This is a genomic window from Nonomuraea terrae (genome assembly GCF_044465245.1).
Lineage (GTDB): Bacteria > Actinomycetota > Actinomycetes > Streptosporangiales > Streptosporangiaceae > Nonomuraea > Nonomuraea terrae.
Genome location: NZ_JBITLL010000009.1, coordinates 189,965 through 211,516 on the forward strand (window position 1 = coordinate 189,965; position 21,552 = coordinate 211,516).

The window sequence follows — 21,552 nt, forward strand, 5'->3', positions numbered from 1 at the left end:
CCTTACTCTGTGTGACTCCGGACGCGGCGCACAAGCGGAACGCCCAAGCGTGTCGGGAAGATTCGCGCCCCGCGGTGCTGCAATCATCGATCGAATGGACGTCGTCGCGCTTCTCATAGGTCTCGCGGTCGGGTTGCTCGTCGGGTTCCTCGTGGCACGGACGCGGTCGGCGGTCAGGGTCGCCGAGGCGGACGCCAGGGCCAAGTCGGCCGCCGAGAAGCTGGTCTACGTCGAGGAGCAGCTCGCCGAACGCTTTCAGGCCCTGTCCACCCGCGCCCTCGACGTCAACAACGTACGGTTCCTCGAACTGGCCGAAACCCGGCTCGCGGCCAGCCGCGCCGAGGCCACCGGTGACCTCGACCAGCGCAGGCAGGCCGTCGAACACCTGGTGGAGCCGCTCAAGGACGCCCTGACGCGGGTCGAGGCGCAGCTGCGCGACACCGAGTCGGGCCAGCGCGCGGCGCGGGCGGAGCTGGCCCAGCAGATGGAATTCGTCCGGCAGAGCCACGAGCAGCTGCGCGCCCAGACCAACGCACTCGTACGCGCCCTGCAGCGGCCCGAGGCGCGCGGCCGGTGGGGCGAGCTGCAGCTGCGCCGGGTCGCCGAGATCGCCGGCATGCAGCGTCACTGCGACTTCGACGAGCAGGTGACCGAGGGCTCGATGCGCCCCGACATGGTGGTCAGGCTCGCCGGCGGCAAGAACATCGTGGTCGACTCCAAGGTCTCGCTGGCCGCCTACCTGGAGGCCGCCGAGGCGGGCGACGAGTCGCTCGCCTCCGTACGGCTCGACGCCCACGCCCGTCACCTGCGCGAGCACGTCGACCGGCTGGCGGCCAAGTCGTACTGGCAGGGGTTCAACCCGTCGCCGGAGTTCGTGGTGCTGTTCATCCCCGGGGAGGCGTTCCTCGCGCCCGCGCTGGAGCGCGACCCGAGCCTGCTGGAGCACGCCATGTCACGGCGCGTGCACATCGCCACCCCGACGACGCTGATCACGATGCTGCGCACCGCCCACTACGCCTGGCAGCAGGCCGCGCTCAGCGAGAACGCCCGCGCCGTCTTCGAGCTGGGCAAGGAGCTGTACGAACGCCTGTCGTCCCTCGGCAGGAACGTCGATTCGCTGGGCCGGGCGCTGACGCGCGCCGTGGAGGCGTACAACAAGTCGGTCGGGTCGCTCGAAAGCCGCGTGCTGGTCACCGCTCGCAAACTGCACGATCTGGGCGTCGTGGACGGCGACCTCGACTCGCCCGAGATGCTCGAAGGGCTGCCCAGACCACTGGCATCGCCCGAACTGCTCGAAACCTCACCTCTGATTTCCCACGCGAACGGTAAGTTGGCCCACGGGTCGCAGTAAATGGGGGTGGGCCAGTGGCTGAGAAAGGCAGGCGTTCGACCGTACGGTTGACCGCTCGCGGCGCCATCGCGCTCGCCCTGATCGCCACCCTGGCGGGCTACGTGCTGACGGCGCTGATCGGTGTCGAGCAGATCGTGGGGGCGGCGTTCGTGGTGGCCACCACGCTCGGCGTGCTGCTGGTCAACCGGCGCGAGCTGCTGTCCCTGGTGGTGACGCCGCCGCTGGTGTTCTTCTGCGCCACGCTCTTCGTCGAGCTCGGGCGGGCGTTCGGGTCGGTGTCGATCGTGCAGTCGCTGACGCTCGGGCTCTACACCTCGCTCACCCGCGGCGCCCCGTGGTTGTTCGCCGGGTCGGCGATCGTGCTGGGCGTGGCCTGGCGGCGGGGGCTGCGTGACAACGTACGGGAGCTGCGCGAGGAGCTGAAGGCGGGCGCGGAGGTGTCGCGCCCGCGCCAACAGCCGTTCGTGCCGGAGCCGGAGGGCTACTTCGAGCCCCGCGTCTACGGCACCCCGCGCGGCGAGGACTAGGAAGCCCGCAGGTCCTTGCGCAGCTCGTGGGGCAGGGAGAAGCGCATGCTCTCCTGCACCGGCTCGACCTCGCTCACGTCACCGAACCCGTGCTCGGCCAGCCGCGCCAGCACCCCGTCGACCAGCTCCTCCGGGACGGACGCGCCGCTGGTCACGCCGACCGTGGTGACGCCGTCGAGCCACTCGTCGCGGATGAGTGAGGCGTCGTCGACGAGGTAGGACGCCTTCGCGCCGTAGTCCTTGGCCACCTCGACCAGGCGCTTGGAGTTGGAGGAGTTGTCAGAGCCCACCACGATGACGAGGTCGGACTCGGCGGCGATCTCCTTGACCGCCGTCTGGCGGTTCTGCGTGGCGTAGCAGATGTCGTCGCTCGGCGGGTCGATCAGCGACGGGAAGCGCTCCTTGAGACGGGCGACCGTCTCGTTGGTCTCGTCGACCGACAGCGTGGTCTGCGACAGCCACACCAGCCTGCTCGGGTCCTTGACCTGCACCTTGTCGACGGAGTCGAGCCCGTCGACGAGCTGGATGTGCTCGGGCGCCTCACCGGAGGTGCCCTCGACCTCCTCGTGGCCCTCGTGGCCGATCAGCAGGATGTCGTAGTCTTTCGCGGCGAACCGCTTGGCCTCATTGTGCACCTTGGTGACCAGCGGGCAGGTGGCGTCGATCGTGCGCAGGCTCCGCTGCCTGGCCTCCTGGTGCACCGCGGGCGACACGCCGTGGGCGGAGAACACCACGATCTCGCCCTCCGGCACCTCCTCGGTCTCGTCGACGAAGATGGCGCCCCTGGCCTCGAGCGTCTTGACGACGTGAGTGTTGTGGACGATCTGCTTGCGCACGTAGATCGGCGCGCCGTACTGCTCCAGCGCCTTCTCGACCGCGATGACGGCTCGGTCGACTCCGGCGCAGTAGCCGCGCGGCTTGGCCACGAGGACTCGGCGGGAAGTGGGGGTCTGGGGCTCCATACTTTCTATGCTACGTGGAATGGCCGACAGGCCCCAGCGTGCGTGCTTGCCTGCGATTTGCCAGACTGGCCGTCCAATACTGACCTCCCAGGGAGACGTTCATGTCCCTCAGCGACGTGATACGCAACATCGCCAAGACCGTCACCGACAAACAGCAACTGAAGGAAAAGGCCAAGGACCTGCCGCTGCTGGTGGTCCAGGGCACGCTGAGCGCCGCCGGGCAGGTGCTGCTCGTCGTCGACCGGGTGAAGAACTCCATCAAGGGCTCGGGCCGCAAGGAGGAGCGCGAGGAGGAGTACGACTCCCGTCCCTCCGCGGCCGAGCAGGTGGCCGCCGGGCCCGCGGAGACGGCGGAGGAGAAGCCCGCGCGCAAGGAGCCGGTCATCTTCGCGCCCCGTTCCGGTGAGGCGGAGCCGAACGGCGCCGCCAGGACCAAGCCGGAGCCCGTCATCTTCACCCCGGCCGCCAAGGCGGAGCCGGAGACCACCGCCGAGCCCACCGCGAAGCCGGAGACCGTCGCCGAGACCAAGGCCACCGCGCAGCCCACCGAGTCGAAGGCCGCCGCCCCCGCGAAGCAGGAGGCCCCCGCGCCCGCGAGGCAGGAGGCCGCCGCCCCCGCGGAGCCGGAGGCGCCCGCGGCCGCCAAGCCGGCGGCCGTGGCCGCCGCCGAGCCGGAGGTCGCGGCCGCCGCGCCAGCGCCCGTGGCAGAGCCCGCCGTCGAGCCCGCTGTCGAGCCCGCTCTCGCGGAGCCCACGGTGGAGAAGCTCGCTGCGACGGCCACCGAGAAGCCCGTCGAGGAGGCCACGAAGAAGGCCGCCGAGGAGGCAGCTGAGAAGCCGGCGAAGAAGGCCGCGGCCAAGGTCACCGGGAAGACGGCCGAGAAGGCGACCGAGAAGGCCGGAAAGGCCAAGAAGGCCGAGCAGAGCACGGAGAAGACCGAGCCCGCCAAGCCCGCCGACAAGCCCGCCGCCGCCGGGGAACTGGCCGAGCCGCTGCCCGGGTACGCCACGCTCACCGTCGCGTCGCTGCGCGCCCGGATGCGCGGCAAGACCGCCGAGCAGATCGGCGACCTGCTCGCCTACGAGAAAGCCACGTCGGCGCGGCCCGAGGTCGTCCGGATGTTCGAGAACCGCCTCGCCAAGCTCCAGGCCGGCGAATAGGTCGTACCGAGCCCGTAGTCTTCCGCCATGACCTCGAAGACCACGCCAGAGTCTCCGCTGCCGATCCGCACGGTGCTGCAGATGGTGGGTGGCTGGATCGGCAGGCTCGGCACGATCTGGGTCGAGGGCCAGATCACCGACCTGAGCGCGCGTGGCGGCACGGTGTTCCTGACCCTGCGCGACCCGGTCGCCAACGTGTCCGCCCGGGTCACCGCGCCCAGGGGCGTCTACGAGGCGGCCGTGCCGAGGCCGGCCGACGGCGCGCGGGTCGTGATGCACGTCAAGCCCGACTTCTGGGTCAACAAGGGCTCGTTCGCCTTCACCGCGATGGAGATCCGTCCGGTGGGCGTGGGCGAGCTGCTGGCCAGGCTGGAGCGGCTCAGGCAGCTGCTGGCGGCCGAGGGGCTGTTCAACGCCGACAGGAAGCGGCGGCTGCCGTTCCTGCCGGGCACGATCGGGCTCGTCTGCGGGCGTGAGTCGGCGGCCGAGCGCGACGTGCTGGAAAACTCCCGCCGGCGCTGGCCGGCCGTGCGGTTCAAGGTCGAGGAGGTCGCCGTCCAGGGCCCGTACGCCGTGGGCGAGGTGACCGAGGCGCTGCGCAAGCTCGACGCCGACCCCGAGGTCGAGGTGATCGTCATCGCGCGTGGCGGCGGTTCGCTGGAGGACCTGCTGCCGTTCTCCGACGAGACGATGGTGCGGGCGGTGTCGGCCTGCCGCACTCCCGTGGTGAGCGCGATCGGCCACGAGCAGGACAGCCCGCTGCTCGACCTGGTGGCCGACGTGCGCGCGTCCACCCCGACCGACGCGGCCAAGAAGGTCGTGCCCGACGTCGGCGAGCAGCTCACGCTGGTGCGCCAGCTGCGCGACCGGGGCCGCCGGGTGCTGAGCGGCTGGCTCGACCGTGAGATGTCCTGGCTGACGTCCGTACGCTCACGGCCCTCGCTGGCCGACCCCGTACGCGAGCTGGAGCGCCGGGCCGAGCAGGTCGAGGCGTTGCGCGACCGGACGAGGCGGTCGTTGTCGGGCTCGCTCGACCGCGCCACCGACGACCTCACCCACCTGCGCGCCCGCCTCGTCGCCCTGTCGCCCGCGGCCACGCTGGAGCGCGGCTACGCGATCGTGCAACACCCGTCGGGCGAGGTGGTGCGCCGGGCCAAGGACGTCGCGCCCGGCGCCGTTCTGACGATCAGGCTGACCGACGACCGGCTGACCGTGCGCGCGGAGGACGCGCCGGAGGGCGAGTAGCGCTCAGAAGGGGGCGTCGTCGGAGCCCTGGGTGGGCTCGGCTCGCCTGGCCATGGCGGCGGCCAGCTTGACCCGGGCCCCCTGCAGCCACTCCTCGCAGACGGCCGCCAGCTTCTCGCCGCGCTCCCAGAGCTCGATCGACTGCTCCAGCGTGAGCCCGCCGGTCTCCAGGCGGCGCACCACCTCGGTCAGCTCCTCGCGGGCCTGCTCGTATGAGGGTGCCTTCTCGTCTGCCACGTCACCCACCCTAGCCCTGCGGACGCTGCTGAAGCTGCGCGGCGAGCTGACCCAGCTCCTCCCAGTCGGCCGTGCCGGTGATGACGAGGGTCACCTCGGGCAGGAAGCGGACGAGCGAGCGCTGGTCCTTGTCCTCGCGGAAGCGCTTCTCCCAGGCGACGCCGCCGACCTGCTGGGTGCCCGTGGCCTTGTCGGTGTTGGCCATGCGGCTGGCGAACCCGGCCGCGGGCTGCTCGTCGCTCTGCGCGAACATCGCGTGCTCGCGCTTGGCGGTGGCGTAGCCGAGGTGGAGGACCTGCGCGCCGTTCTCGCCCTTGGCGATGCGGTTGCTGTTGGGCACCCAGCCGGGCGGGTCCTGGCGCGGGGCCCAGACGCCGTAGGGCACCTCGTGGCCGAAGTTGGCGACGGTGATCGAGTAGTCGAGCCGCGGGATGTGCTCCTCCCGGCTCTGCGGGGTGACCAGCAGGAACAACCCGGCCCCCGCGAGGCAGACGAACAGGGCTACCGCGTAGCCGTAGAAACCATCGGTGAACCGTCGCACACTCGCTGAGGTTACCCGTTGGAGGGGGCGGTCACCGACGTGGCCGGGCGGATGCGGCCGATGATGGCGAGCACCTCTTCGGCGAGGCGGCGGTCGCCCGAGAGCACCACCTCCGACACCGCCGCGGCCAGCGCCCCGGTGATCACCACGACGAGCGCCTGCTCGTCCTCGAACAGCGCCGCGTTGCGCTGCGCCCACGTACGCAGGCGGTCGCGCATGATCACGTCGAAGCCGGGCGGGCCGTCACCGCGCAGGAACAGGGCGGCGAGCTCGCGTTCTTCGAGGCAGCCGTCGAGGTAGGCGCGGGCGGCGCCGATGAACACCCGCATGGGGTCGCTCTCACCGGCGGCGCGGGCCGCGCGGGCGGCCTGCTTGGTGCGCTGGGTCTGCCGGGCCTGGAACTCCTCCCACAGGGTGAGGTAGAGGTCGGCCTTGCCGGAGAAGTGGTGGTAGAGGCTGCCCACGCTGGCCTCGGCCTTCGACACCACATCGGTCACGCCGGCCTCGGCGAAACCCTTGGAGACGAAGACCTCGCGCGCGGCGGCCAGCAGGGAGCTGCGCGTCGCCGCGCCGCGCTCGGACAGGCGCGACTGGGTGACCACGTCTTCCACTTCGCTCATCGGGACCTCCTCCACAGCGGGGCGGCTCGCTCCATGGTGGAGGCAAGATCCGTGGCGCGCACACGATATGGCGCAAATTCCGTTGTCCGTTAGCAGATTATCCCCCTCTGAGTGGGAAAAGAGGGGCAACTACCATCGAGGGAGACGTCCCCACGAGGAGGCCACCATCATGTCCGACCAGACTTCCGTGCCGCCGCCGCTCGCCACGAGCGAGCACGCCCCTGACCGCAACCTGGCGCTTGAGCTCGTCCGCGTCACGGAGGCGGCCGCGATGGCGGCGGCCCGGTGGGTGGGCCGCGGTGACAAGAACGGCGCCGACGGCGCGGCGGTGAACGCCATGCGCCAGCTGATCAGCACGGTCTCCATGAACGGCGTGGTGGTCATCGGCGAGGGCGAGAAGGACCACGCCCCGATGTTGTACAACGGCGAGCACGTCGGCGACGGCAGCGGCCCCGACTGCGACGTGGCGGTCGACCCCATCGACGGCACCCGCCTGACGGCGCTGGGCATGCCCGACGCGGTGTCGGTGATCGCGGTGAGCGAGCGCGGCTCGATGTACGACCCGTCGGCGGTCTTCTACATGCACAAGCTCGTCACCGGCCCCGAGGCGGCCGACGTGGTGGACATCGACGCGCCCGTGGCGGCGAACATCAACGCGGTGGCCCGGGCCAAGCACTGCTCGCCGTCCGACGTGACCGTGGTCGTGCTCGACCGCCCCCGGCACGAGCAGATGGTCAAGGAGATCAGGGAGGCGGGCGCGCGCATCAAGTTCATCACCGACGGCGACGTGGCCGGCGCGATCATGGCGGCCCGCGTGGGCACCGGCATCGACCTCATGATGGGCATCGGCGGCACGCCCGAGGGCATCGTGGCCGCGTGCGCGCTCAAGTGCCTCGGCGGTGTCATCCAGGGCAAGCTGTGGCCGCGCGACGACGCCGAGCGGACCCGCGCGATCGACGCCGGGCACGACCTCGACCAGGTGCTGACGACCAACGACCTGGTCAGGTCCGACGACGTCTTCTTCGCCGCGACCGGCATCACGCAGGGCGAGCTCATGCAGGGCGTACGCTTCCGGGCCGGCTCGGCGATGACGGAATCGCTGGTGATGCGCGGCCGGTCGGGCACCATCCGGAAGATCGCGAGCGAGCACCAGCTGTGGAAGCTGCGCGCGTACAGCGCGATCAACTTCGACACGGCCGGCTGATCGCTAGCGGCGGCGCTTGCGGCGCGGGGGCTCCTTGACCTTGACCTCGCCGGCGAAGTTGGTGGTGCGGACCTCGACCACGGGCGCGCCCGGCTCGGTGGGCTGCTTGGTGAGGCGGACGGTCTTCTCCTTGGCCACCCGGATCACCTCGAGGCCCTCGGGCACGTGGATCTCGAGGCCGCCGAAGACGAGCGTGGCGTTGATGACGATGCGCCGGTTCTGCAGGATCGCGTCGCGGAAGTCGAGCTTGGTGGTGCCGAACATGGCGGTGACGGCCAGCTCGGCCGGCACCACCCAGCGGCCTCCGCGCTCCTCTTTCTTGAAGACGGCCGAGACGGGGCCGCTGTCGAGGTTGAGCGGTTGCTCCTCGGCCGGCAGCAGGTCGGTGGTGAGGGTGGCCAGCTCGCCGAGTGTCCGGGCGGAGTAGAGAGTGCCGAGGCGCTCGTCGAGCTCCTCCAGGGTGAGCCGGCCGTCGGCGTGGGCGTCCTGCAGGATCTGGGCGATGCGCTCGCGGTCGGCGTCGGAGGCCCGCAGCTCGTGGGGTTGCGGCAGGTCGGACCGGGCGGGCGGGCGGCGGGCGGAGACCCACTCCTCGGCCAGCCGCTCTCCGACTTCCTGCAGTTTCGGCAACCACGATCCCGCGCGTTCGTTCACACTTCTGACGATATCCGCCCTCCGCTCCGTTCGCTCGTCTCGAATCGGACGGGTCAGCGGATCCGCGCGAGCAGCCCGGCGATCGACTCCGCGAGCGTGTCGTCCAGCTCGGCGTGGCGGTTGAGCAGGCGGTACCCCATGGTGCCGAACACCAGGTCGACGGCCGGTTGCGGGTCGACGTCGGCGGAGCGGCCGGCGGCGGCCCGCCGTCTCCCCCGGCGTGATCGACACCGGCTGGTGGGACGGGCTCGGGGAGGCGCGGGCCGCGTTCCTCGAAGGCACGGCCGCCGCCCTGCCCCGTCGGACGGGTCGGCACGCCCGACGACGTGGCCCTCGCCATCGAGGACGCCATCCGCGACGCGTGCCTGACCGGCACCGTCCGCACCGTGGACGGAGGCGGGCGGCTGAAGGCGGCAAGAGGATCCTGATCACCGGAGCGGCCTCCGCGGCGATCCGGTGCGGGAGGCGCTGAACGGCGCGCATCCCGCGCTGCGGAAGGCCGGTTTCTCGGGGATTTCAAGGAATCTCCCTACGGGTTCGCCCGTTGATCCGGGCAAAGGGAGGTGGCCGCGTGCATCAACCGGCGCGATGGGGTCTCGGCGCGGCAGGCGCGGGCGTGGCGGTGATCGCGGGCCTGGAGGTCGCCGCCCTCGACGAGATGAACCCGATCAGGCGCACCATCAGCGAGCACGGCCTCGGCCCCGACGGCTGGATCTTCGCGCTCGGGGTGGGGCTGCTCGCGGCCGGATCGCTGGCCATCGCGGTGTCGCTGGCGCGCAAACGGCTGGCCGGCGTCTTCGGCACCCTCGCGCTGCTGGGCTGGAGCGCCGGGCTGTTCGTGACGGCGTGGTTCGAGAAGCACGACTGGTCGGTCGGGCCGAGTCTGAGCGGCAGCATCCACCGGGTGGGCAGCCTCGTCGCCTTCCTCAGCCTGCCGCTGGCCGTGCTGGTCATCGCGCGGCCGTGGCGGCGGGAGCGGTCGCGGGCCACACTGGTGGCGTTCGGGCTCGGGGTGTGCTCGGTGCTCTGGGTGGCGGGCATCGGCACGGCGGCGCTGGTCGGGGCGAGCAGCGGGCTGGCCTGGTGGCGGGTCATGCCGCTGGGGCTGGTCGAACGCGGCCTCGCGATCACCGAGGTGGCCGCGCTGCTGGCCCTCGGCGTGTGGGCCGCCGCACGGCGACTGACCACGTCGTCCCCGCAGGCCACCGTCGCGCGGACGGACGGTTAGCGCGGGCACCCGCAATGGGTCTGGCGGAGTGGTGTTGCCGGAGCTAACCTGACCGCGCCTCACGTTTCCTCCCGATCAGGAGGCCGCCGTGCCGTCCGTACGTGATCGCCAGGCCCGGTTCGCCACGTACGTCGTCTACGGCGTCCAGGGGCTCTCCTTCGCCTCCTTGCTCATCCAGGTCGCGAACCTGCAGGCCAAGCACCGCCTGGACGAGGGAACGCTGACGTTGCTGCTGCTCATCGTGCCCGTGTTCGCGGGAGTCGGCAGCGTGGCGGCGGGCGCGTTCGCGGCGCGGGTGGGGAGCAGGCTGCTGTTACGCGTCGCCCAGCCCGTGGTGGCCGCCGCCGTGGTGCTCGCCGGGCTCGCGCCCGACCTCGCGCTGCTGGTGCCGGCGCTGCTGGTGTTCGGGGTGGCCGTGGGCGCGGTGGACGCGGGCATGAACATGCAGGGCGTGGCGGTCGAACGCCGGTACGGCGTCGAGGTGCTGAACGGCTTCCACTGCGTGTGGAGCGCGCTCGGCATGGCGGCGGCGCTGTGGGCGTCGGCGGCGGCCGGCCTGCCGCTGGAGCTGGTCATGGCGCTCCCGATGGTGCTCGCCGTGGCCGGCTCCCTCTACGCCGGCCGTCATCTGTGCGCGCCCGAGGAGGAGAAGGTCCCGGCCGTGGCCGAGGTCGCCGGCCGGCTCCCGTGGCGGCCGATCGTCCCCCTCTGCCTGGCCATGGGCTTCCTGTACGTCGGCGACGCCGCCGTCTCCAACTTCAACACCGTGTTCATGAAGGACGTCCTGGAGGCCGGCCCGAGAGTGATCCCGCTCGCGTACGTCGCCTACCAGGCCGCGACGCTGGCCGTCCGGCTCGGCGGCGACCTCGCGGTCCGGCGCCACGGTCCGGCCGCCGTCGTCAGGATCGGCGGCGTGCTGGCCGCCCTCGGGTTCCTGGGCGTCGTCCTGGCCCCGAACCAGGTGCTGGGCATCGTCGCGTTCGGGCTGACCGGGGTGGGGTTGTCGGTGGTGGCGCCGCAGTCGTTCTCGGCGGCCGGGCGGCTCGACCCGGCGGGCACCGGATTGGCCATCGCCCGGGTGAACCTCTTCAACTACGTCGGCTTCGTCGTCGGCGCGGCCCTGGTGGGCGGGCTGGCCGACGTCGCGGACATGCGGGTGGCGTTCGCCGCGCCGCTGGTGCTGGCCGCCGCGATCGTCGCGCTCGCCCCCGGCTTCGAGCCGAAGCGGGCCCGCTCAGCCGCCTGACAGCCCCTCCAGGTACGCGACGCCGCCGGCGGGGCGAGCGTGAGGATCATCGCCGCACCTCGGCGACCTCGACGGGACGGCGCTCGCGCAGCGACAGGTCGGCGGCCTCGGCGACGTAGAGGGCCTCCAGCGCGTCCTCGATCGTGCACGGACTCGGCCCGCCACGCAGGAAGTGGTCGATCTCGGCCCGGTAGGCGTCCTCGAACCGGGCCACGAAGTCCGGCCAGGGCCGGTCGGGCTCCGGCAGGCCCTCGGTGGAGTGCAGCGGGGCCCGGGGGCCGAGCCCGACGGCCTGGGTGCGCTCGGTGCCGGCCAGCTCCATGCGCACGTCGTAGCCGCCGCCGTTGTAGCGGGAGCCCTGCACGGTGGCCAGCGTGCCGTCGTCCAGGGTGAGCAGCGCGGCGCTGGTGTCCACGTCGCCCGCCTCGGCGAAGAACGCGGCTCCCCTGTTGGCGCCCGTCGCGTAGACCGAGACGACCTCGCGGCCGGTCACCCAGCGCAGGATGTCGAAGTCGTGGATGTGGCAGTCGCGGAAGATGCCGCCGGACAGCGGGATGTACTCGGCGGGCGGGGGCGCCGGATCCGCCGTCACCAGGTGCACCCGGTGCAGCTCGCCCAGCTCGCCGGCGCGCAGCGCCGCCGCCGCTGCCGCGTAGCCGGGGTCGAACCTGCGCTGGAACCCGATCTGCACCCGGTGGCCCGCGCACTCCTCCAGCACCTTGACGGTGTCGGGCACCGTGCCCGCCACCGGTTTCTCGCAGAAGGCCGGCACGCCCCGGCGGCACGCCTTGACGATCAGCTCGGCGTGGGTGCTCGTCGGGGTGGCGATCACCACCGCGTCCGCCTCGAAGGGGTCCCCCGGCCTGCCGTACGGCGACGTACGCACGGGGTCGGCCACGACGAGCTCATCGACCAGCGGATGCGCGGCCAGGGTCGCGGCGTGGAAGGCTCCGATCCGGCCTAGACCCAGCAATCCCACACGCATGGCACCTCCAACGTTTTATCCCTCAGTCAACGTTTTGTCCTGACATGTTGACCTTTAAGCCTCGAACGGCCTCCGCAGCCTTGTGCGCGGGCAGCCGCGCGAACCCCACGACGACGGCCGCCGGCCCCTCCGCCTCGCGCATCGGCCCGACGGACTCGGCGGACAGGCCCAGCTCCGTGGCGATCCTGGCCGTGCGCTGCTCGTCCCAGCCGTCCGGCAGCTCCAGGTAGACGTGCAGGCCCGCCTCGATGCCCCCGACCCGCACGCCGGGCAGCTGCTCGGCCAGCGCGGTGACCAGCGCGTCGCGGCGGCGGCGGTACTCCCTGCGCATGCGCCGCAGGTGCCGGTCGTAGCCGCCGGTACGCAGGAAGTGCGCCAGCGCGTACTGCTCGACGACCGGGGATCCCAGGTCGAGCTGGCCCCGGGCGCGGCGCACGGCCTCGGCCAGGTCGGCCGGGGCCGCCACCCAGCCCAGCCGCAGGCCCGGGGCGAGCGACTTGCTCACGCTGCCCGACAGCACCACCCGGTCGGGGGCCAGCCCCTGCAGGCACCCGACGGGGTCGCGGTCGTAGCGGAACTCGGCGTCGTAGTCGTCCTCCAGCACGATCCGGTGGCCGGCGTGGGCCCACTCCACCAGCGCCGCCCGCCGCTCCGGCGAGAGCACCACACCCGTCGGGAACTGGTGGGCGGGCGTCACCAGGACGGCCTCGCCGCTCAGCCCGCGTACGTCGAGGCCCTGCTCGTCCACCCGCACCGGCACGAGCTGCGCTCCCGCCCGCCTGAGCAGCGGCAGCTGGCGGTGACTCGCCGGGTCCTCCACGGCCAGCCGGAGCGGACGCTCGCCGGCCAGCACCTGCAGGACCAGGCTGAGCCCCTGCGCCACACCCCCGACGATGACGAGGTTCTCGGGGCGCACGTCGGCCGCCCTGACCCGGCGCAGGTATCCGGCCAGCTCTTCGCGCAGCTCTGGCACGCCGCCGGGGTCCCCGTAATCGAGGGCGTCGGAAGGTACGGTGGTCAGGACGTGCCTGACGGCCGACAGCCAGCGTTCACGGGGGAAGTGGCCGAGGTCGGGGGAGGTGGGGCGATGACCGTAGTAGGGAGCGCTCGCGGAGGGGTTCGCCGCGTGGGGTGCGGGCGAGCGCCGGGAGGCGTTCATCGGCGCGACGCGCGTGCCGGCGCCCACCCGGGAGACGAGGAAGCCCTCCGCCACCAGCTGCTCGTACGCCTCCACCACCACGCCCCTGGAGACCTGGAGGTCGGCGGCGAGGTCGCGGGTGGCGGGCAGGCGGGTGCCCGGCGCGAGCCGCCCGACCCGGATGGAGTCACGCAGCTCGGACGCGACCTGCCCAGCGATTCCACCTCGTTCGCGATTGATGCGGATGTGGAGGTCGGCCATATTGGTCCTGTCTTCCGGCGCGGCATTGGACTGTTTCCGGGAACCATTGCCTTCCTAGCATCCAACGCATGAAAAGCGGCATCGCAGGGGCCGCCTCGGCCATGTTCCTCGTCGGGACACTGGCCGGGGTCTCGGGGCTCATCGACTCCTATCCCGTCTACGGCGGCCAGGCCGTGCGCTATCTCGTGGCCGCGGTCATCCTGCTGGTCATCACGCGGGCGCTCGGCCTGCGGTTCGTCCGGCCGACGCCGCGCGAGGCGCTGTGCCTGGGCGGGCTGGCCCTGCTCGGCCTGGTCGTCTTCAACATCTGCGTGATCGAGTCCGCCCGCGCCTCGGGCCCGGCGCTGGTCGGCACGGTGCTCGGCACCGTCCCGCTGGCCCTGGCGCTGGCCGGCGGACGTCCGGCGCCCCGGGTGCTGATGGGCGCGTGCGTGGTGGTGGCCGGGGCGACGCTGGCCACCGGGCTCGGCAGCGGCAACACGATGAGCCTGCTGTGGGCGCTCGGCGCGCTGGTCGGCGAGGTGAGCTTCTCCCTGCTGGCCATCCCGCTGCTGCCCAGGCTGGGGCCGATCCGGACGTCGGCGTACTCGACGGCGCTCGCCGTGCCCATGCTGGCCGTCATCGGGCTGGCCGCCGAGGGGTCGGGGATGTTGCGGACACCGACGGCCGCGGAGGCGTTCGGGCTGGCCTACCTCGCGATCGTGGTCACGGTGGTGGCGTTCTTCCTGTGGTACCGGTCGCTGCCCAAGCTCGGGCCTGGGCGGGCCGGGCTGTTCGCGGGGCTGATCCCGGTGGCGGCCATCGTCACGGGCGCGGTGCTCGGGGTCGCGCTGCCCACCGCGTACGACCTGCTGGGCGCGGGCCTGGTGGTCGTGGGCATCCTCGTCGGGCTGAGCAGCGGGCGGCCGGCGGCGGAGCCGGCCGCCAGACCGTCGCGGGCGTGAGCCCTCGGTCCTCCACGCCTCCAGGGGCTGAGCACCTGCCCGGAGGCGCGTAATCTCTTGGGGGACCGAAAGGATGGACATGGGCGAGTTCGACTACACCGACCTTCTTCCGCTGGGCGCCGACGACACCGAATACCGGCTGATCACATCGGAGGGGGTGCGGAAGGTCGAAGCGGCTGGGCGTACGTTTCTCGAGGTCGACCCGGAGGCGTTGCGGCTGCTGACCGAGACGGCCGTCCACGACATCTCCCACTTTCTGCGGACGTCTCACCTGGCGCAGCTCCGGAAGATCATCGACGACCCCGAGTCGAGCGGCAACGACCGGTTCGTCGCGCTCGACCTGCTGAAGAACGCCTCCATCTCGGCCGGCGGCGTGCTGCCGATGTGCCAGGACACCGGCACGGCGATCGTGATGGGCAAGCGCGGCCGCCACGTGCTGACCGACGGCCAGGACGCCGAGCACATCTCGCGCGGCGTGTACGACGCCTACACCAAGCTCAACCTGCGCTACTCCCAGATGGCCCCGCTGACCATGTGGGAGGAGAAGAACACCGGGAACAACCTCCCGGCCCAGATCGAGCTGTACGCCGAGGACCCCCACGGCCACGCCGACGAGTACAAGCTGCTCTTCATGGCCAAGGGCGGCGGCTCGGCCAACAAGTCGTTCCTGTACCAGGAGACCAAGGCCGTGCTCAACGAGAAGCGCATGATGGCCTTCCTGGAGGAGAAGATCCGCTCGCTCGGCACGGCGGCCTGCCCGCCGTACCACCTGGCCGTGGTCGTCGGCGGCACCTCCGCCGAGTACGCGCTCAAGACCGCCAAGTACGCCAGCGCCCGCTACCTCGACTCCATCCCCACCGAGGGCTCGCCGTCCGCGCACGGGTTCCGCGACCTGGAGATGGAGCAGAAGGTCTTCGAGCTGACGCAGAAGCTCGGCATCGGCGCGCAGTTCGGCGGCAAGTACTTCTGCCACGACGTCCGGGTCATCCGCCTGCCGCGCCACGGCGCGTCCTGCCCGGTGGCCATCGCCGTCTCCTGCTCGGCCGACCGCCAGGCGCTGGCCAAGATCACGCCGGAGGGCGTGTTCCTGGAGCAGCTGGAGACCGATCCGGCGCGCTTCCTGCCGGAGACCACCGACGAGCACCTCTCCGACGACGTGGTCAAGATCGATCTCAACCGCCCCATGCGGGAGGTCCTCGCCGAGCTGTCGAAGTACCCGGTCAAGACGCGGCTCTCGCTCACCGGCCCGCTCGTCGTGGCCCGGGACATCGCGCACGCCAAGATCGCCGAGCTGCTCGACAACGGCGGCGAGATGCCGCAGTACCTCAAGGACCACGCGGTCTACTACGCCGGTCCGGCCAAGACCCCCGAGGGTTACGCCTCCGGCTCGTTCGGGCCGACCACGGCCGGGCGCATGGACTCCTACGTCGAGCGCTTCCAGGCGGCGGGCGGCTCGATGGTGATGCTGGCCAAGGGCAACCGCTCGAAGCAGGTCACCGAGGCGTGCCAGAAGCACGGCGGCTTCTACCTGGGCTCCATCGGCGGCCCGGCGGCCCGCCTGGCGCAGGACTGCATCAAGAAGGTCGAGGTGCTCGAATACCCCGAGCTGGGCATGGAGGCGGTCTGGAAGATCGAGGTGGTCGACTTCCCCGCATTCATCGTGGTCGACGACAAGGGCGACGACTTCTTCACCGACAAGACGGGGCCGGTGCTGAGCATCGGCCGCCGCTAGTAGCGGTCAGACGGCGAACGGCGCCGGGTGGGCGATCCTGCCGCCCGGCGCGGGCGCCAAGGTGACTCTCAAGCGGCCACCGCGGTGCGGTGGGGCGCGACCACCGAGCCGTCGGGCAGCAGCAGACCGGTGTCCTCGAAGAGCACGACACCGTTGCACAACAGGCTCCATCCCTGGTCGGGGTGGAACGCGATCACATGTGCCCTCTCACGGTCGGGAGAGTCGGCACTCGGGCAGACGGGGTGGTGTGGACACATGGCGCACCTCTCAGATAGGGCTCCTGATCGCGGATGGTCAAAAGGGCAGCTTCCGCCCCGACGGCGTGCGAAGATCCAGCGAGGCCTCGGTCGGCTTCTTGGGCCGGCGTCTGACCTGGGTCTGGCGCATCTTCATCACGTCCTCCAACGGTCTGTCTTCAGTGCTGGACCGGGGCGTTCGCCTCAGTCTGACGTTCGGGACCGACAGTTTCCGGTGGCCTGCGGGTGCTTGCCGTCTTTCATGGCTCCACCATGCACCCGCTCCCTTACGACACTCTTACAGCTCGCTGACGGGACCCGAACGGTTCATGTCAGCCAGACTGCCGCAGGCGGGAAAACCCCCTCCCGGGCATCATGCACAACCTCACCGCCGGTGACTGTGCCGATGGACACACGCCACGCCCGGCCCGGGCGTACGTCGCAGCCATGCAGGGCGGAAACGCACGGGCGGACGGGGGTAAGCCGACCGCGCGGCGGGACCAAACCAACCCTCGGCACACGGCCAAGGGCGGACCTAGGGCGCCGGCGGGACACTCGACGCGCCGGAACGAAGGTCATGGCGTCTTGTGCCGCCGGGCCCGCGCCGGTGCGGGCCCGAGAGCGCGGGAACCTCGTCAACTGCGCGGATGTGACGCCGAGGATTGCTGACGTGACCAGTCAGACGAGTTGACTGAAGTTCGCAACAAATTATCGGCCCCGCCTCTACTGGTCGGTTTACACAAATAGGTAAGCTGCCTGCCATGCGTGCGCCCTCCGGTTACCTCCTCGCCGCGCGCTATCGGCTGATGGAGCCGGTCGGACGCGGCGGTATGGGCACCGTGTGGCGGGCGCACGACGAGCTGCTCGACCGTGACGTGGCGGTCAAGGAGGTGCGGCTGCCGGCCGTGCTCGACGAGGAGCTGCGCGCCGAGCTGTGCGCCCGCACCGAGCGCGAGGGCCGGGCGACCGCGATGGTCGCGCACCCGTCGGTCATCACCGTCTTCGACGTCGTCACCGAGGACGACCGGCCGTGGATCGTGATGGAGCTGCTGCGCGCGAAGTCACTGGAGCAGCTCATCCAGGAGGGCGGCCCTCTGGAGCCGCGCCGGGCCGCCGAGATCGGCCGGCAGATCCTGGGGGCGCTGCGCGCCGTGCACGCCAAAGGCATCCTCCACCGCGACGTCAAGCCCAGCAACGTGCTGGTGACCGAGGACCGCGCGGTGCTCACCGACTTCGGCCTGGCCGCACTCGAAGGTGACGTCTCCATCACCCAGGCGGGCATCGTCCTGGGGTCGGCGGGCTACATCGCGCCCGAGCGGGTGCTCGGCGCGAAGGCCAGCCCCGCGGGCGATCTGTGGTCGCTCGGGGCGACCCTCTACACCGCCGTCGAGGGCCGGGGCCTGCATGGCCGGCGTACGGCCGCCGCCGCGCTCGCCGCGCTCACCACCGGCGAGCCGATCCCCATGCCGAAGGCGGGGCCGCTGGCGCCCGTGCTCGACGCGCTGCTGCGCATCGACCCGGCGACCCGGCTCGACTCCGTACGCGCCTCGCTCATGCTGGCCAGGGTCGCCGCGGGCGGGTCGGCCGAGGAGCCGCTGCCGCGCCGGCCGTCACGGCCCGGGTCGGTGATGACGCAGCCGCCGTTCACCCGCCGGCCCGCCCACCGCGGGCTGCACCGCGCCGACGCCGCCCCCGCGCCGACGCTGAACGTGCCCTCACCCCGGCAGGAACGCAGACCAGGAGAAGGCGTTCACCGCAAACGCGGAGAAGCGCGGCCTGCCCCGTCCGCTTATGCCCGCCTCAAAGCGACGGTGATAAAGTTGTGCCTTCCTCGGCGGTTCTGGCCACGAGAACTTCGCAAGCGAGGGTAAAGCACTTCCCAAGCGAGAATCGATATCTTCTTCTCATGCCGGAACAGCAGACACGCCTGCTCGCGGACCGCTATGAGCTCGTCGCCCCCATCGGTCGGGGCACCATGGGCACCGTATGGCGCGCCCGCGACCGCGCGCTTGGGCGCGAGGTGGCGGTCAAGGAGATCCGCCAGGACCCGGGGCTCACCGAGGAACAGCGGGCTGAGCTGCGCGAACGCATGGTGCGCGAGGGCCGCATCGCCGCGCGCATCAGCCACCCCTCCGTGGCGTCCATCCACGACGTGCTGATCCAGGACGACAGTCCGTGGATCATCATGGAGCTCATCGAGGCCCGCTCGCTGGAGCAGGTGATCGACGAGGAGGGTCCGCTGCCGCCGCGACTGGTGGCGGAGCTCGGCGTCGACCTGCTCGGCGCGCTGCGGGCGGCGCACGCCCAGGGCATCACCCACCGCGACGTCAAACCGGCCAACGTGCTCATCACCGAGAGCGGCCGGGTGGTGCTGACCGACTTCGGCATCGCCAAGGCCGAGGGCGACTCGCGGCTGACGCGGACGGGCATGGTGATCGGCTCCCCGGGCTACACCGCGCCCGAACGCGCAAGGGGCGAGTACACCGGTCCGGAATCCGACCTGTGGTCGCTCGGCGCGACGCTGTACTTCGCCGTCGAGGGGCGGCCGGCGTACGAGCGGGCTACGGTCGCCGAGACGCTGGCGGCGTTGCTCAGTGAGAACGCCGACCCGCCGACGCAGGCGGGACAGCTACGGCCGGTGCTGAACGGACTGCTCAACAAGGACCACCGGCAGCGGCTGAGCGCTGCGCAGGCGGAGACCATGCTCCGCATGGTCGCCGACACCCCCACCAGCGAGATGCCGGCGATGACGGCCGAGGCTCTCAACGCGCAGGAGGCCGCATTGCCCGACCCGTCTTCCCACCCCCAGAAGACCCCACCCCCTGCCCGACCAGGCCCCCAGGGGCCCGGCGCTCCCGGCTCCGGCCCTCAGCCGCCCGGCAAGCCGGGCATGCCCCCGCAGGCCGCCCGGCCCGGGCAGCCCGGAGTGGCTCCCGCCGGCCACGGCGCCCCGCCCCCCACCGGGCCAGGCGCGCCGACGCCGGGTGCTCCCCGTCCCGGGATGCCGGGTCCCGGCAGACCCGCAGGCGCAGGACCCGGCGGGCCGCACGCCGGTAGCGGCGCCCATTACGTCGGTGGCCCCAACCCCGGCGGCCCCAACCCCGGCGGCCCCAACCCCGGCGGTCACGCGCCCGGGGGGCAGGGAACGCCCTCTCGCCCGGGGCCGGTCTCGGGGCCCCAGGCGCCAGGCCCGCAAGCGCCGGGAGCCGTGTCAGGGCCACAAGGGAGAGGGCCCGTTTCTGGGCCGCAGGGGCCCGGGTCAGGGCCGCAGGGGCCCGGGTCAGGGCCGCAGGGGGCGGAAGGTGGGGCGGCTACCGTGCCGCACATCTCACCGCCCGGGCGTGCGCCGCAAGGTGGCGCGGCCGGTCACCCCGCTTCCGGGGCCGGCGGACCCGCGGCCGATCCGCATCCGGATACGTCCGGTGAAGCGGGGTTCGATCCGGATCGGACGATCAGCGTCTCGCGCCCCAAGGGGCCGGTGCCCGGTCCCGAGCAGGGCGGATGGCGGCCTCCGGTCGACGAGGGGGCGCTGACGACCAGGCGCGTACCGTCTCCGCAGGGTGGCGTGCCGGGGCAGCAGGTCTACCCGGCGCCGGGAGGCGGGCAGCCGCAGGGCAACCAGCAGGGCAACCAGAGGGCGCCCCAGGGCCCGTACGCGGGTCATGGCCTCGGCACCGACCTGTTCTCCATCGCCGGCCCGCCGGAGAAGCAGTCCAAGGGCAGCCGCAACGGCATGCTGGTCCTCATGGGCGTGGCCGCCGCCGCGGCCGTGGTGATCGCCATCCTGATCGTCGCCTTCATCACCAGCTGATCCCGGCGCTCGCGAAACCAGAGCCCGGCCCCGGCTCCGGCTCTGGTGCGCGAGCGTGGGACAGACTGGACGTCATGAGCGAGTTCAGAATCGAACATGACTCGATGGGCGAGGTACGCGTGCCGGCCGGCGCCAGGTGGCGTGCGCAGACCCAGCGGGCGGTGGAGAACTTCCCGATCTCGGGACGGACGCTGGAGCCGTCCCACATCGCCGCGCTGGGCCTGATCAAGGCGGTGGCCGCCGAGGTCAACGGCGAGCTGGGCGTGATCGACAAGGACCTGGCGGAGGCGATCGCGCAGGCCGCGGCCGACGTGGCGGACAACGAGCACGACGACCACTTCCCGATCGACGTCTTCCAGACCGGCTCCGGCACCTCGTCCAACATGAACGCCAACGAGGTGATCGCGACCCTGGCCGAGGAGCGGCTGGGCCGTCCCGTCCACCCCAACGACCACGTGAACGCGTCGCAGTCGTCCAACGACGTGTTCCCGACCTCGATCCACGTGGCGGCGGCGACCGAGGTGACCTACCACCTGCTGCCCTCGCTGCGGCACCTGGCCGAGACGTTGCGGGAGAAGGCGGTCGAGTTCGACGGCGTGGTGAAGTCGGGGCGCACGCACCTGATGGACGCCACCCCGGTGACGCTCGGGCAGGAGTTCGGCGGGTACGCCACGCAGATCGAGAACGCCGTCGTCCGCGTGCTGGCCGCGCTGGAGCACGTGCTGGAGCTGCCGCTCGGCGGCACCGCCGTGGGCACGGGCATCAACACGCCGCCGGGGTTCGCACAGGAGGCCATCAGGAAGCTGCGCGAGGCGACCGACATCCCGTTCGCCGAGGCGCGCGACCACTTCGAGGCCCAGAGCGCGCAGGACTCGATCGTCGAGCTGTCCGGCCAGCTCAAGGTCGTGGCCGTGTCGCTCAACAAGATCGCCAACGACCTGCGCTGGATGGGCTCGGGGCCGCGGGCGGGGCTCGGCGAGATCAACCTGCCCGACCTGCAGCCCGGCTCGTCGATCATGCCGGGCAAGGTCAACCCGGTGATCCCCGAGGCCACGGCCATGGTGGCGGCCCAGGTGATCGGCAACGACGCGGCGATCACGTTCGCGGGGGCGTCCGGCACCTTCGAGCTGAACGTGCAGCTCCCGGTCATCGCGCGCAACATCCTGGAGTCGATCAGGCTGCTGGCGAACGTCTCGCGGCTGCTCGCCGACCGCTGCGTCTCCGGCATCACGGCGAACGTGGAGCGCCTGCGCGAGTACGCCGAGTCGTCGCCGTCGATCGTCACCCCGCTCAACCGGTACGTCGGCTACGAGGAGGCCGCGAAGATCGCCAAGCAGGCCCTGCGGGAGCGCAAGACCATCCGCCAGGTCGTGATCGAGCGCGGCCACGTCGCCGACGGCACCCTGACCGAGGAGCAACTCGACGCCGCGCTCGACGTGCTGTCGATGACCCGGCCCTGAGCCGCCCCTG

20 protein-coding genes are annotated in these 21,552 nt (G+C 71.8%); 12 read left to right on the forward strand and 8 right to left on the reverse strand.

Annotated features, from left to right (window positions below; translation table 11 throughout):
* The first annotated feature begins 94 nt into the window (after positions 1 to 94).
* On the forward strand, positions 95 to 1,351 hold the full coding sequence (gene rmuC / locus ACIBP6_RS43180) for a DNA recombination protein RmuC (protein ID WP_397060584.1): 1,257 nt from the start codon (positions 95 to 97) through the stop codon (positions 1,349 to 1,351).
* A gap of 14 nt (positions 1,352 to 1,365) precedes the next feature.
* The gene (locus ACIBP6_RS43185; RefSeq protein ID WP_132618195.1) at positions 1,366 to 1,878 is read left to right on the forward strand and encodes a DUF6542 domain-containing protein; all 513 of its coding nucleotides are present in this window, start codon (positions 1,366 to 1,368) and stop codon (positions 1,876 to 1,878) included.
* On the opposite strand, the gene ACIBP6_RS43190 is transcribed toward ACIBP6_RS43185, so the two are convergent.
* Positions 1,875 to 2,840 carry a 4-hydroxy-3-methylbut-2-enyl diphosphate reductase gene (locus ACIBP6_RS43190; protein ID WP_132618193.1) on the reverse strand — a complete coding sequence of 322 codons (966 nt, stop codon included), beginning with the start codon at positions 2,838 to 2,840 and terminating at the stop codon, positions 1,875 to 1,877. The two genes, ACIBP6_RS43185 and ACIBP6_RS43190, sit on opposite strands and share 4 nt — an antisense overlap.
* Before the next feature lie 101 nt (positions 2,841 to 2,941).
* Between ACIBP6_RS43190 and ACIBP6_RS43195 the strand changes: the two genes are divergently transcribed.
* Both ACIBP6_RS43195 and xseA read left to right on the forward strand, forming a co-directional pair.
* Positions 2,942 to 4,000 (forward strand): hypothetical protein, encoded by a 1,059-nt coding sequence (locus tag ACIBP6_RS43195; RefSeq protein ID WP_397060586.1) that lies wholly within the window; start codon positions 2,942 to 2,944, stop codon positions 3,998 to 4,000.
* Between the two features lie 27 nt (positions 4,001 to 4,027).
* Positions 4,028 to 5,245 (forward strand): exodeoxyribonuclease VII large subunit, encoded by a 1,218-nt coding sequence (gene xseA, locus ACIBP6_RS43200; RefSeq protein WP_132618189.1) that lies wholly within the window; start codon positions 4,028 to 4,030, stop codon positions 5,243 to 5,245.
* Positions 5,246 to 5,248: 3 nt separating this feature from the next.
* Here xseA and ACIBP6_RS43205 read toward each other — a convergent pair whose 3' ends face one another.
* The 3 genes from ACIBP6_RS43205 to ACIBP6_RS43215 are packed head-to-tail and all read right to left on the reverse strand — an operon-like array spanning position 5,249 to position 6,643.
* Positions 5,249 to 5,482, reverse strand: coding sequence for an exodeoxyribonuclease VII small subunit (locus tag ACIBP6_RS43205; RefSeq protein WP_187368248.1), 234 nt, complete (start codon positions 5,480 to 5,482; stop codon positions 5,249 to 5,251).
* A gap of 10 nt (positions 5,483 to 5,492) precedes the next feature.
* Positions 5,493 to 6,023, reverse strand: coding sequence for a DUF4245 domain-containing protein (locus ACIBP6_RS43210; protein ID WP_132618185.1), 531 nt, complete (start codon positions 6,021 to 6,023; stop codon positions 5,493 to 5,495).
* Between the two features lie 11 nt (positions 6,024 to 6,034).
* Complete coding sequence (locus ACIBP6_RS43215; RefSeq protein WP_397060589.1) at positions 6,035 to 6,643, reverse strand: TetR/AcrR family transcriptional regulator; 609 nt, start codon at positions 6,641 to 6,643, stop codon at positions 6,035 to 6,037.
* A 169-nt stretch (positions 6,644 to 6,812) separates the two neighbouring features.
* Here ACIBP6_RS43215 and glpX point away from each other — a divergent pair, with 169 nt between their 5' ends.
* Complete coding sequence (glpX, locus tag ACIBP6_RS43220; RefSeq protein WP_397060591.1) at positions 6,813 to 7,847, forward strand: class II fructose-bisphosphatase; 1,035 nt, start codon at positions 6,813 to 6,815, stop codon at positions 7,845 to 7,847.
* A gap of 3 nt (positions 7,848 to 7,850) precedes the next feature.
* Here the strand turns inward: glpX and ACIBP6_RS43225 are convergent, their stop codons facing one another.
* A complete protein-coding gene (locus ACIBP6_RS43225) occupies positions 7,851 to 8,501 on the reverse strand; it encodes a DUF1707 SHOCT-like domain-containing protein (RefSeq protein WP_165970001.1) in 651 nt (216 codons plus the stop codon).
* Positions 8,502 to 9,072: 571 nt separating this feature from the next.
* On the opposite strand from ACIBP6_RS43225, the gene ACIBP6_RS43230 reads away from it, so the two are divergent.
* The gene (locus ACIBP6_RS43230; protein ID WP_397060593.1) at positions 9,073 to 9,729 is read left to right on the forward strand and encodes a DUF998 domain-containing protein; all 657 of its coding nucleotides are present in this window, start codon (positions 9,073 to 9,075) and stop codon (positions 9,727 to 9,729) included.
* Between the two features lie 88 nt (positions 9,730 to 9,817).
* Positions 9,818 to 10,975, forward strand: coding sequence for an MFS transporter (locus ACIBP6_RS43235; RefSeq protein WP_397060595.1), 1,158 nt, complete (start codon positions 9,818 to 9,820; stop codon positions 10,973 to 10,975).
* Between the two features lie 46 nt (positions 10,976 to 11,021).
* On the opposite strand, the gene ACIBP6_RS43240 is transcribed toward ACIBP6_RS43235, so the two are convergent.
* Both ACIBP6_RS43240 and pdxR read right to left on the reverse strand, forming a co-directional pair.
* On the reverse strand, positions 11,022 to 11,960 hold the full coding sequence (locus ACIBP6_RS43240) for a Gfo/Idh/MocA family protein (protein ID WP_397060597.1): 939 nt from the start codon (positions 11,958 to 11,960) through the stop codon (positions 11,022 to 11,024).
* 22 nt (positions 11,961 to 11,982) lie between these two features.
* Positions 11,983 to 13,359, reverse strand: a complete 1,377-nt coding sequence (gene pdxR / locus ACIBP6_RS43245) for a MocR-like pyridoxine biosynthesis transcription factor PdxR (protein ID WP_397060599.1) — start codon at positions 13,357 to 13,359, stop codon at positions 11,983 to 11,985.
* A 68-nt stretch (positions 13,360 to 13,427) separates the two neighbouring features.
* Between pdxR and ACIBP6_RS43250 the strand changes: the two genes are divergently transcribed.
* Entirely contained in the window at positions 13,428 to 14,303 is an 876-nt protein-coding gene (locus tag ACIBP6_RS43250; RefSeq protein ID WP_397060601.1) for a DMT family transporter, read from the forward strand.
* A gap of 79 nt (positions 14,304 to 14,382) precedes the next feature.
* The gene (locus ACIBP6_RS43255) at positions 14,383 to 16,035 is read left to right on the forward strand and encodes a fumarate hydratase (RefSeq protein WP_397060603.1); all 1,653 of its coding nucleotides are present in this window, start codon (positions 14,383 to 14,385) and stop codon (positions 16,033 to 16,035) included.
* A gap of 68 nt (positions 16,036 to 16,103) precedes the next feature.
* On the opposite strand, the gene ACIBP6_RS43260 is transcribed toward ACIBP6_RS43255, so the two are convergent.
* Entirely contained in the window at positions 16,104 to 16,292 is a 189-nt protein-coding gene (locus ACIBP6_RS43260) for a DUF5999 family protein (protein WP_132618170.1), read from the reverse strand.
* 740 nt (positions 16,293 to 17,032) lie between these two features.
* Between ACIBP6_RS43260 and ACIBP6_RS43265 the strand changes: the two genes are divergently transcribed.
* The 3 genes from ACIBP6_RS43265 to ACIBP6_RS43275 all read left to right on the forward strand — a co-directional run bounded on the left by ACIBP6_RS43265 (position 17,033) and on the right by ACIBP6_RS43275 (position 21,542).
* Positions 17,033 to 18,142, forward strand: coding sequence for a serine/threonine-protein kinase (locus ACIBP6_RS43265; RefSeq protein WP_397060605.1), 1,110 nt, complete (start codon positions 17,033 to 17,035; stop codon positions 18,140 to 18,142).
* Positions 18,143 to 18,177: 35 nt separating this feature from the next.
* Complete coding sequence (locus ACIBP6_RS43270) at positions 18,178 to 20,082, forward strand: serine/threonine-protein kinase (protein ID WP_397060607.1); 1,905 nt, start codon at positions 18,178 to 18,180, stop codon at positions 20,080 to 20,082.
* A 74-nt stretch (positions 20,083 to 20,156) separates the two neighbouring features.
* Positions 20,157 to 21,542, forward strand: a complete 1,386-nt coding sequence (locus ACIBP6_RS43275; protein ID WP_397060609.1) for a class II fumarate hydratase — start codon at positions 20,157 to 20,159, stop codon at positions 21,540 to 21,542.
* Positions 21,543 to 21,552 lie beyond the last annotated feature (10 nt).

Coding starts and splice junctions, on each gene's coding strand:
- ACIBP6_RS43275 (WP_397060609.1), top strand. CDS start 20,157: ATGAGCGAGTTCAGAATCGAACATGACTCGATGGGCGAGGTACGCGTG.
- ACIBP6_RS43195 (WP_397060586.1), top strand. CDS start 2,942: ATGTCCCTCAGCGACGTGATACGCAACATCGCCAAGACCGTCACCGAC.
- ACIBP6_RS43190 (WP_132618193.1), bottom strand. CDS start 2,840: ATGGAGCCCCAGACCCCCACTTCCCGCCGAGTCCTCGTGGCCAAGCCG.
- rmuC (WP_397060584.1), top strand. CDS start 95: ATGGACGTCGTCGCGCTTCTCATAGGTCTCGCGGTCGGGTTGCTCGTC.
- xseA (WP_132618189.1), top strand. CDS start 4,028: ATGACCTCGAAGACCACGCCAGAGTCTCCGCTGCCGATCCGCACGGTG.
- ACIBP6_RS43255 (WP_397060603.1), top strand. CDS start 14,383: ATGGGCGAGTTCGACTACACCGACCTTCTTCCGCTGGGCGCCGACGAC.
- ACIBP6_RS43240 (WP_397060597.1), bottom strand. CDS start 11,960: ATGCGTGTGGGATTGCTGGGTCTAGGCCGGATCGGAGCCTTCCACGCC.
- ACIBP6_RS43265 (WP_397060605.1), top strand. CDS start 17,033: ATGCGTGCGCCCTCCGGTTACCTCCTCGCCGCGCGCTATCGGCTGATG.
- ACIBP6_RS43250 (WP_397060601.1), top strand. CDS start 13,428: ATGAAAAGCGGCATCGCAGGGGCCGCCTCGGCCATGTTCCTCGTCGGG.
- ACIBP6_RS43270 (WP_397060607.1), top strand. CDS start 18,178: ATGCCGGAACAGCAGACACGCCTGCTCGCGGACCGCTATGAGCTCGTC.
- glpX (WP_397060591.1), top strand. CDS start 6,813: ATGTCCGACCAGACTTCCGTGCCGCCGCCGCTCGCCACGAGCGAGCAC.
- ACIBP6_RS43215 (WP_397060589.1), bottom strand. CDS start 6,643: ATGAGCGAAGTGGAAGACGTGGTCACCCAGTCGCGCCTGTCCGAGCGC.
- ACIBP6_RS43260 (WP_132618170.1), bottom strand. CDS start 16,292: ATGTGTCCACACCACCCCGTCTGCCCGAGTGCCGACTCTCCCGACCGT.
- pdxR (WP_397060599.1), bottom strand. CDS start 13,359: ATGGCCGACCTCCACATCCGCATCAATCGCGAACGAGGTGGAATCGCT.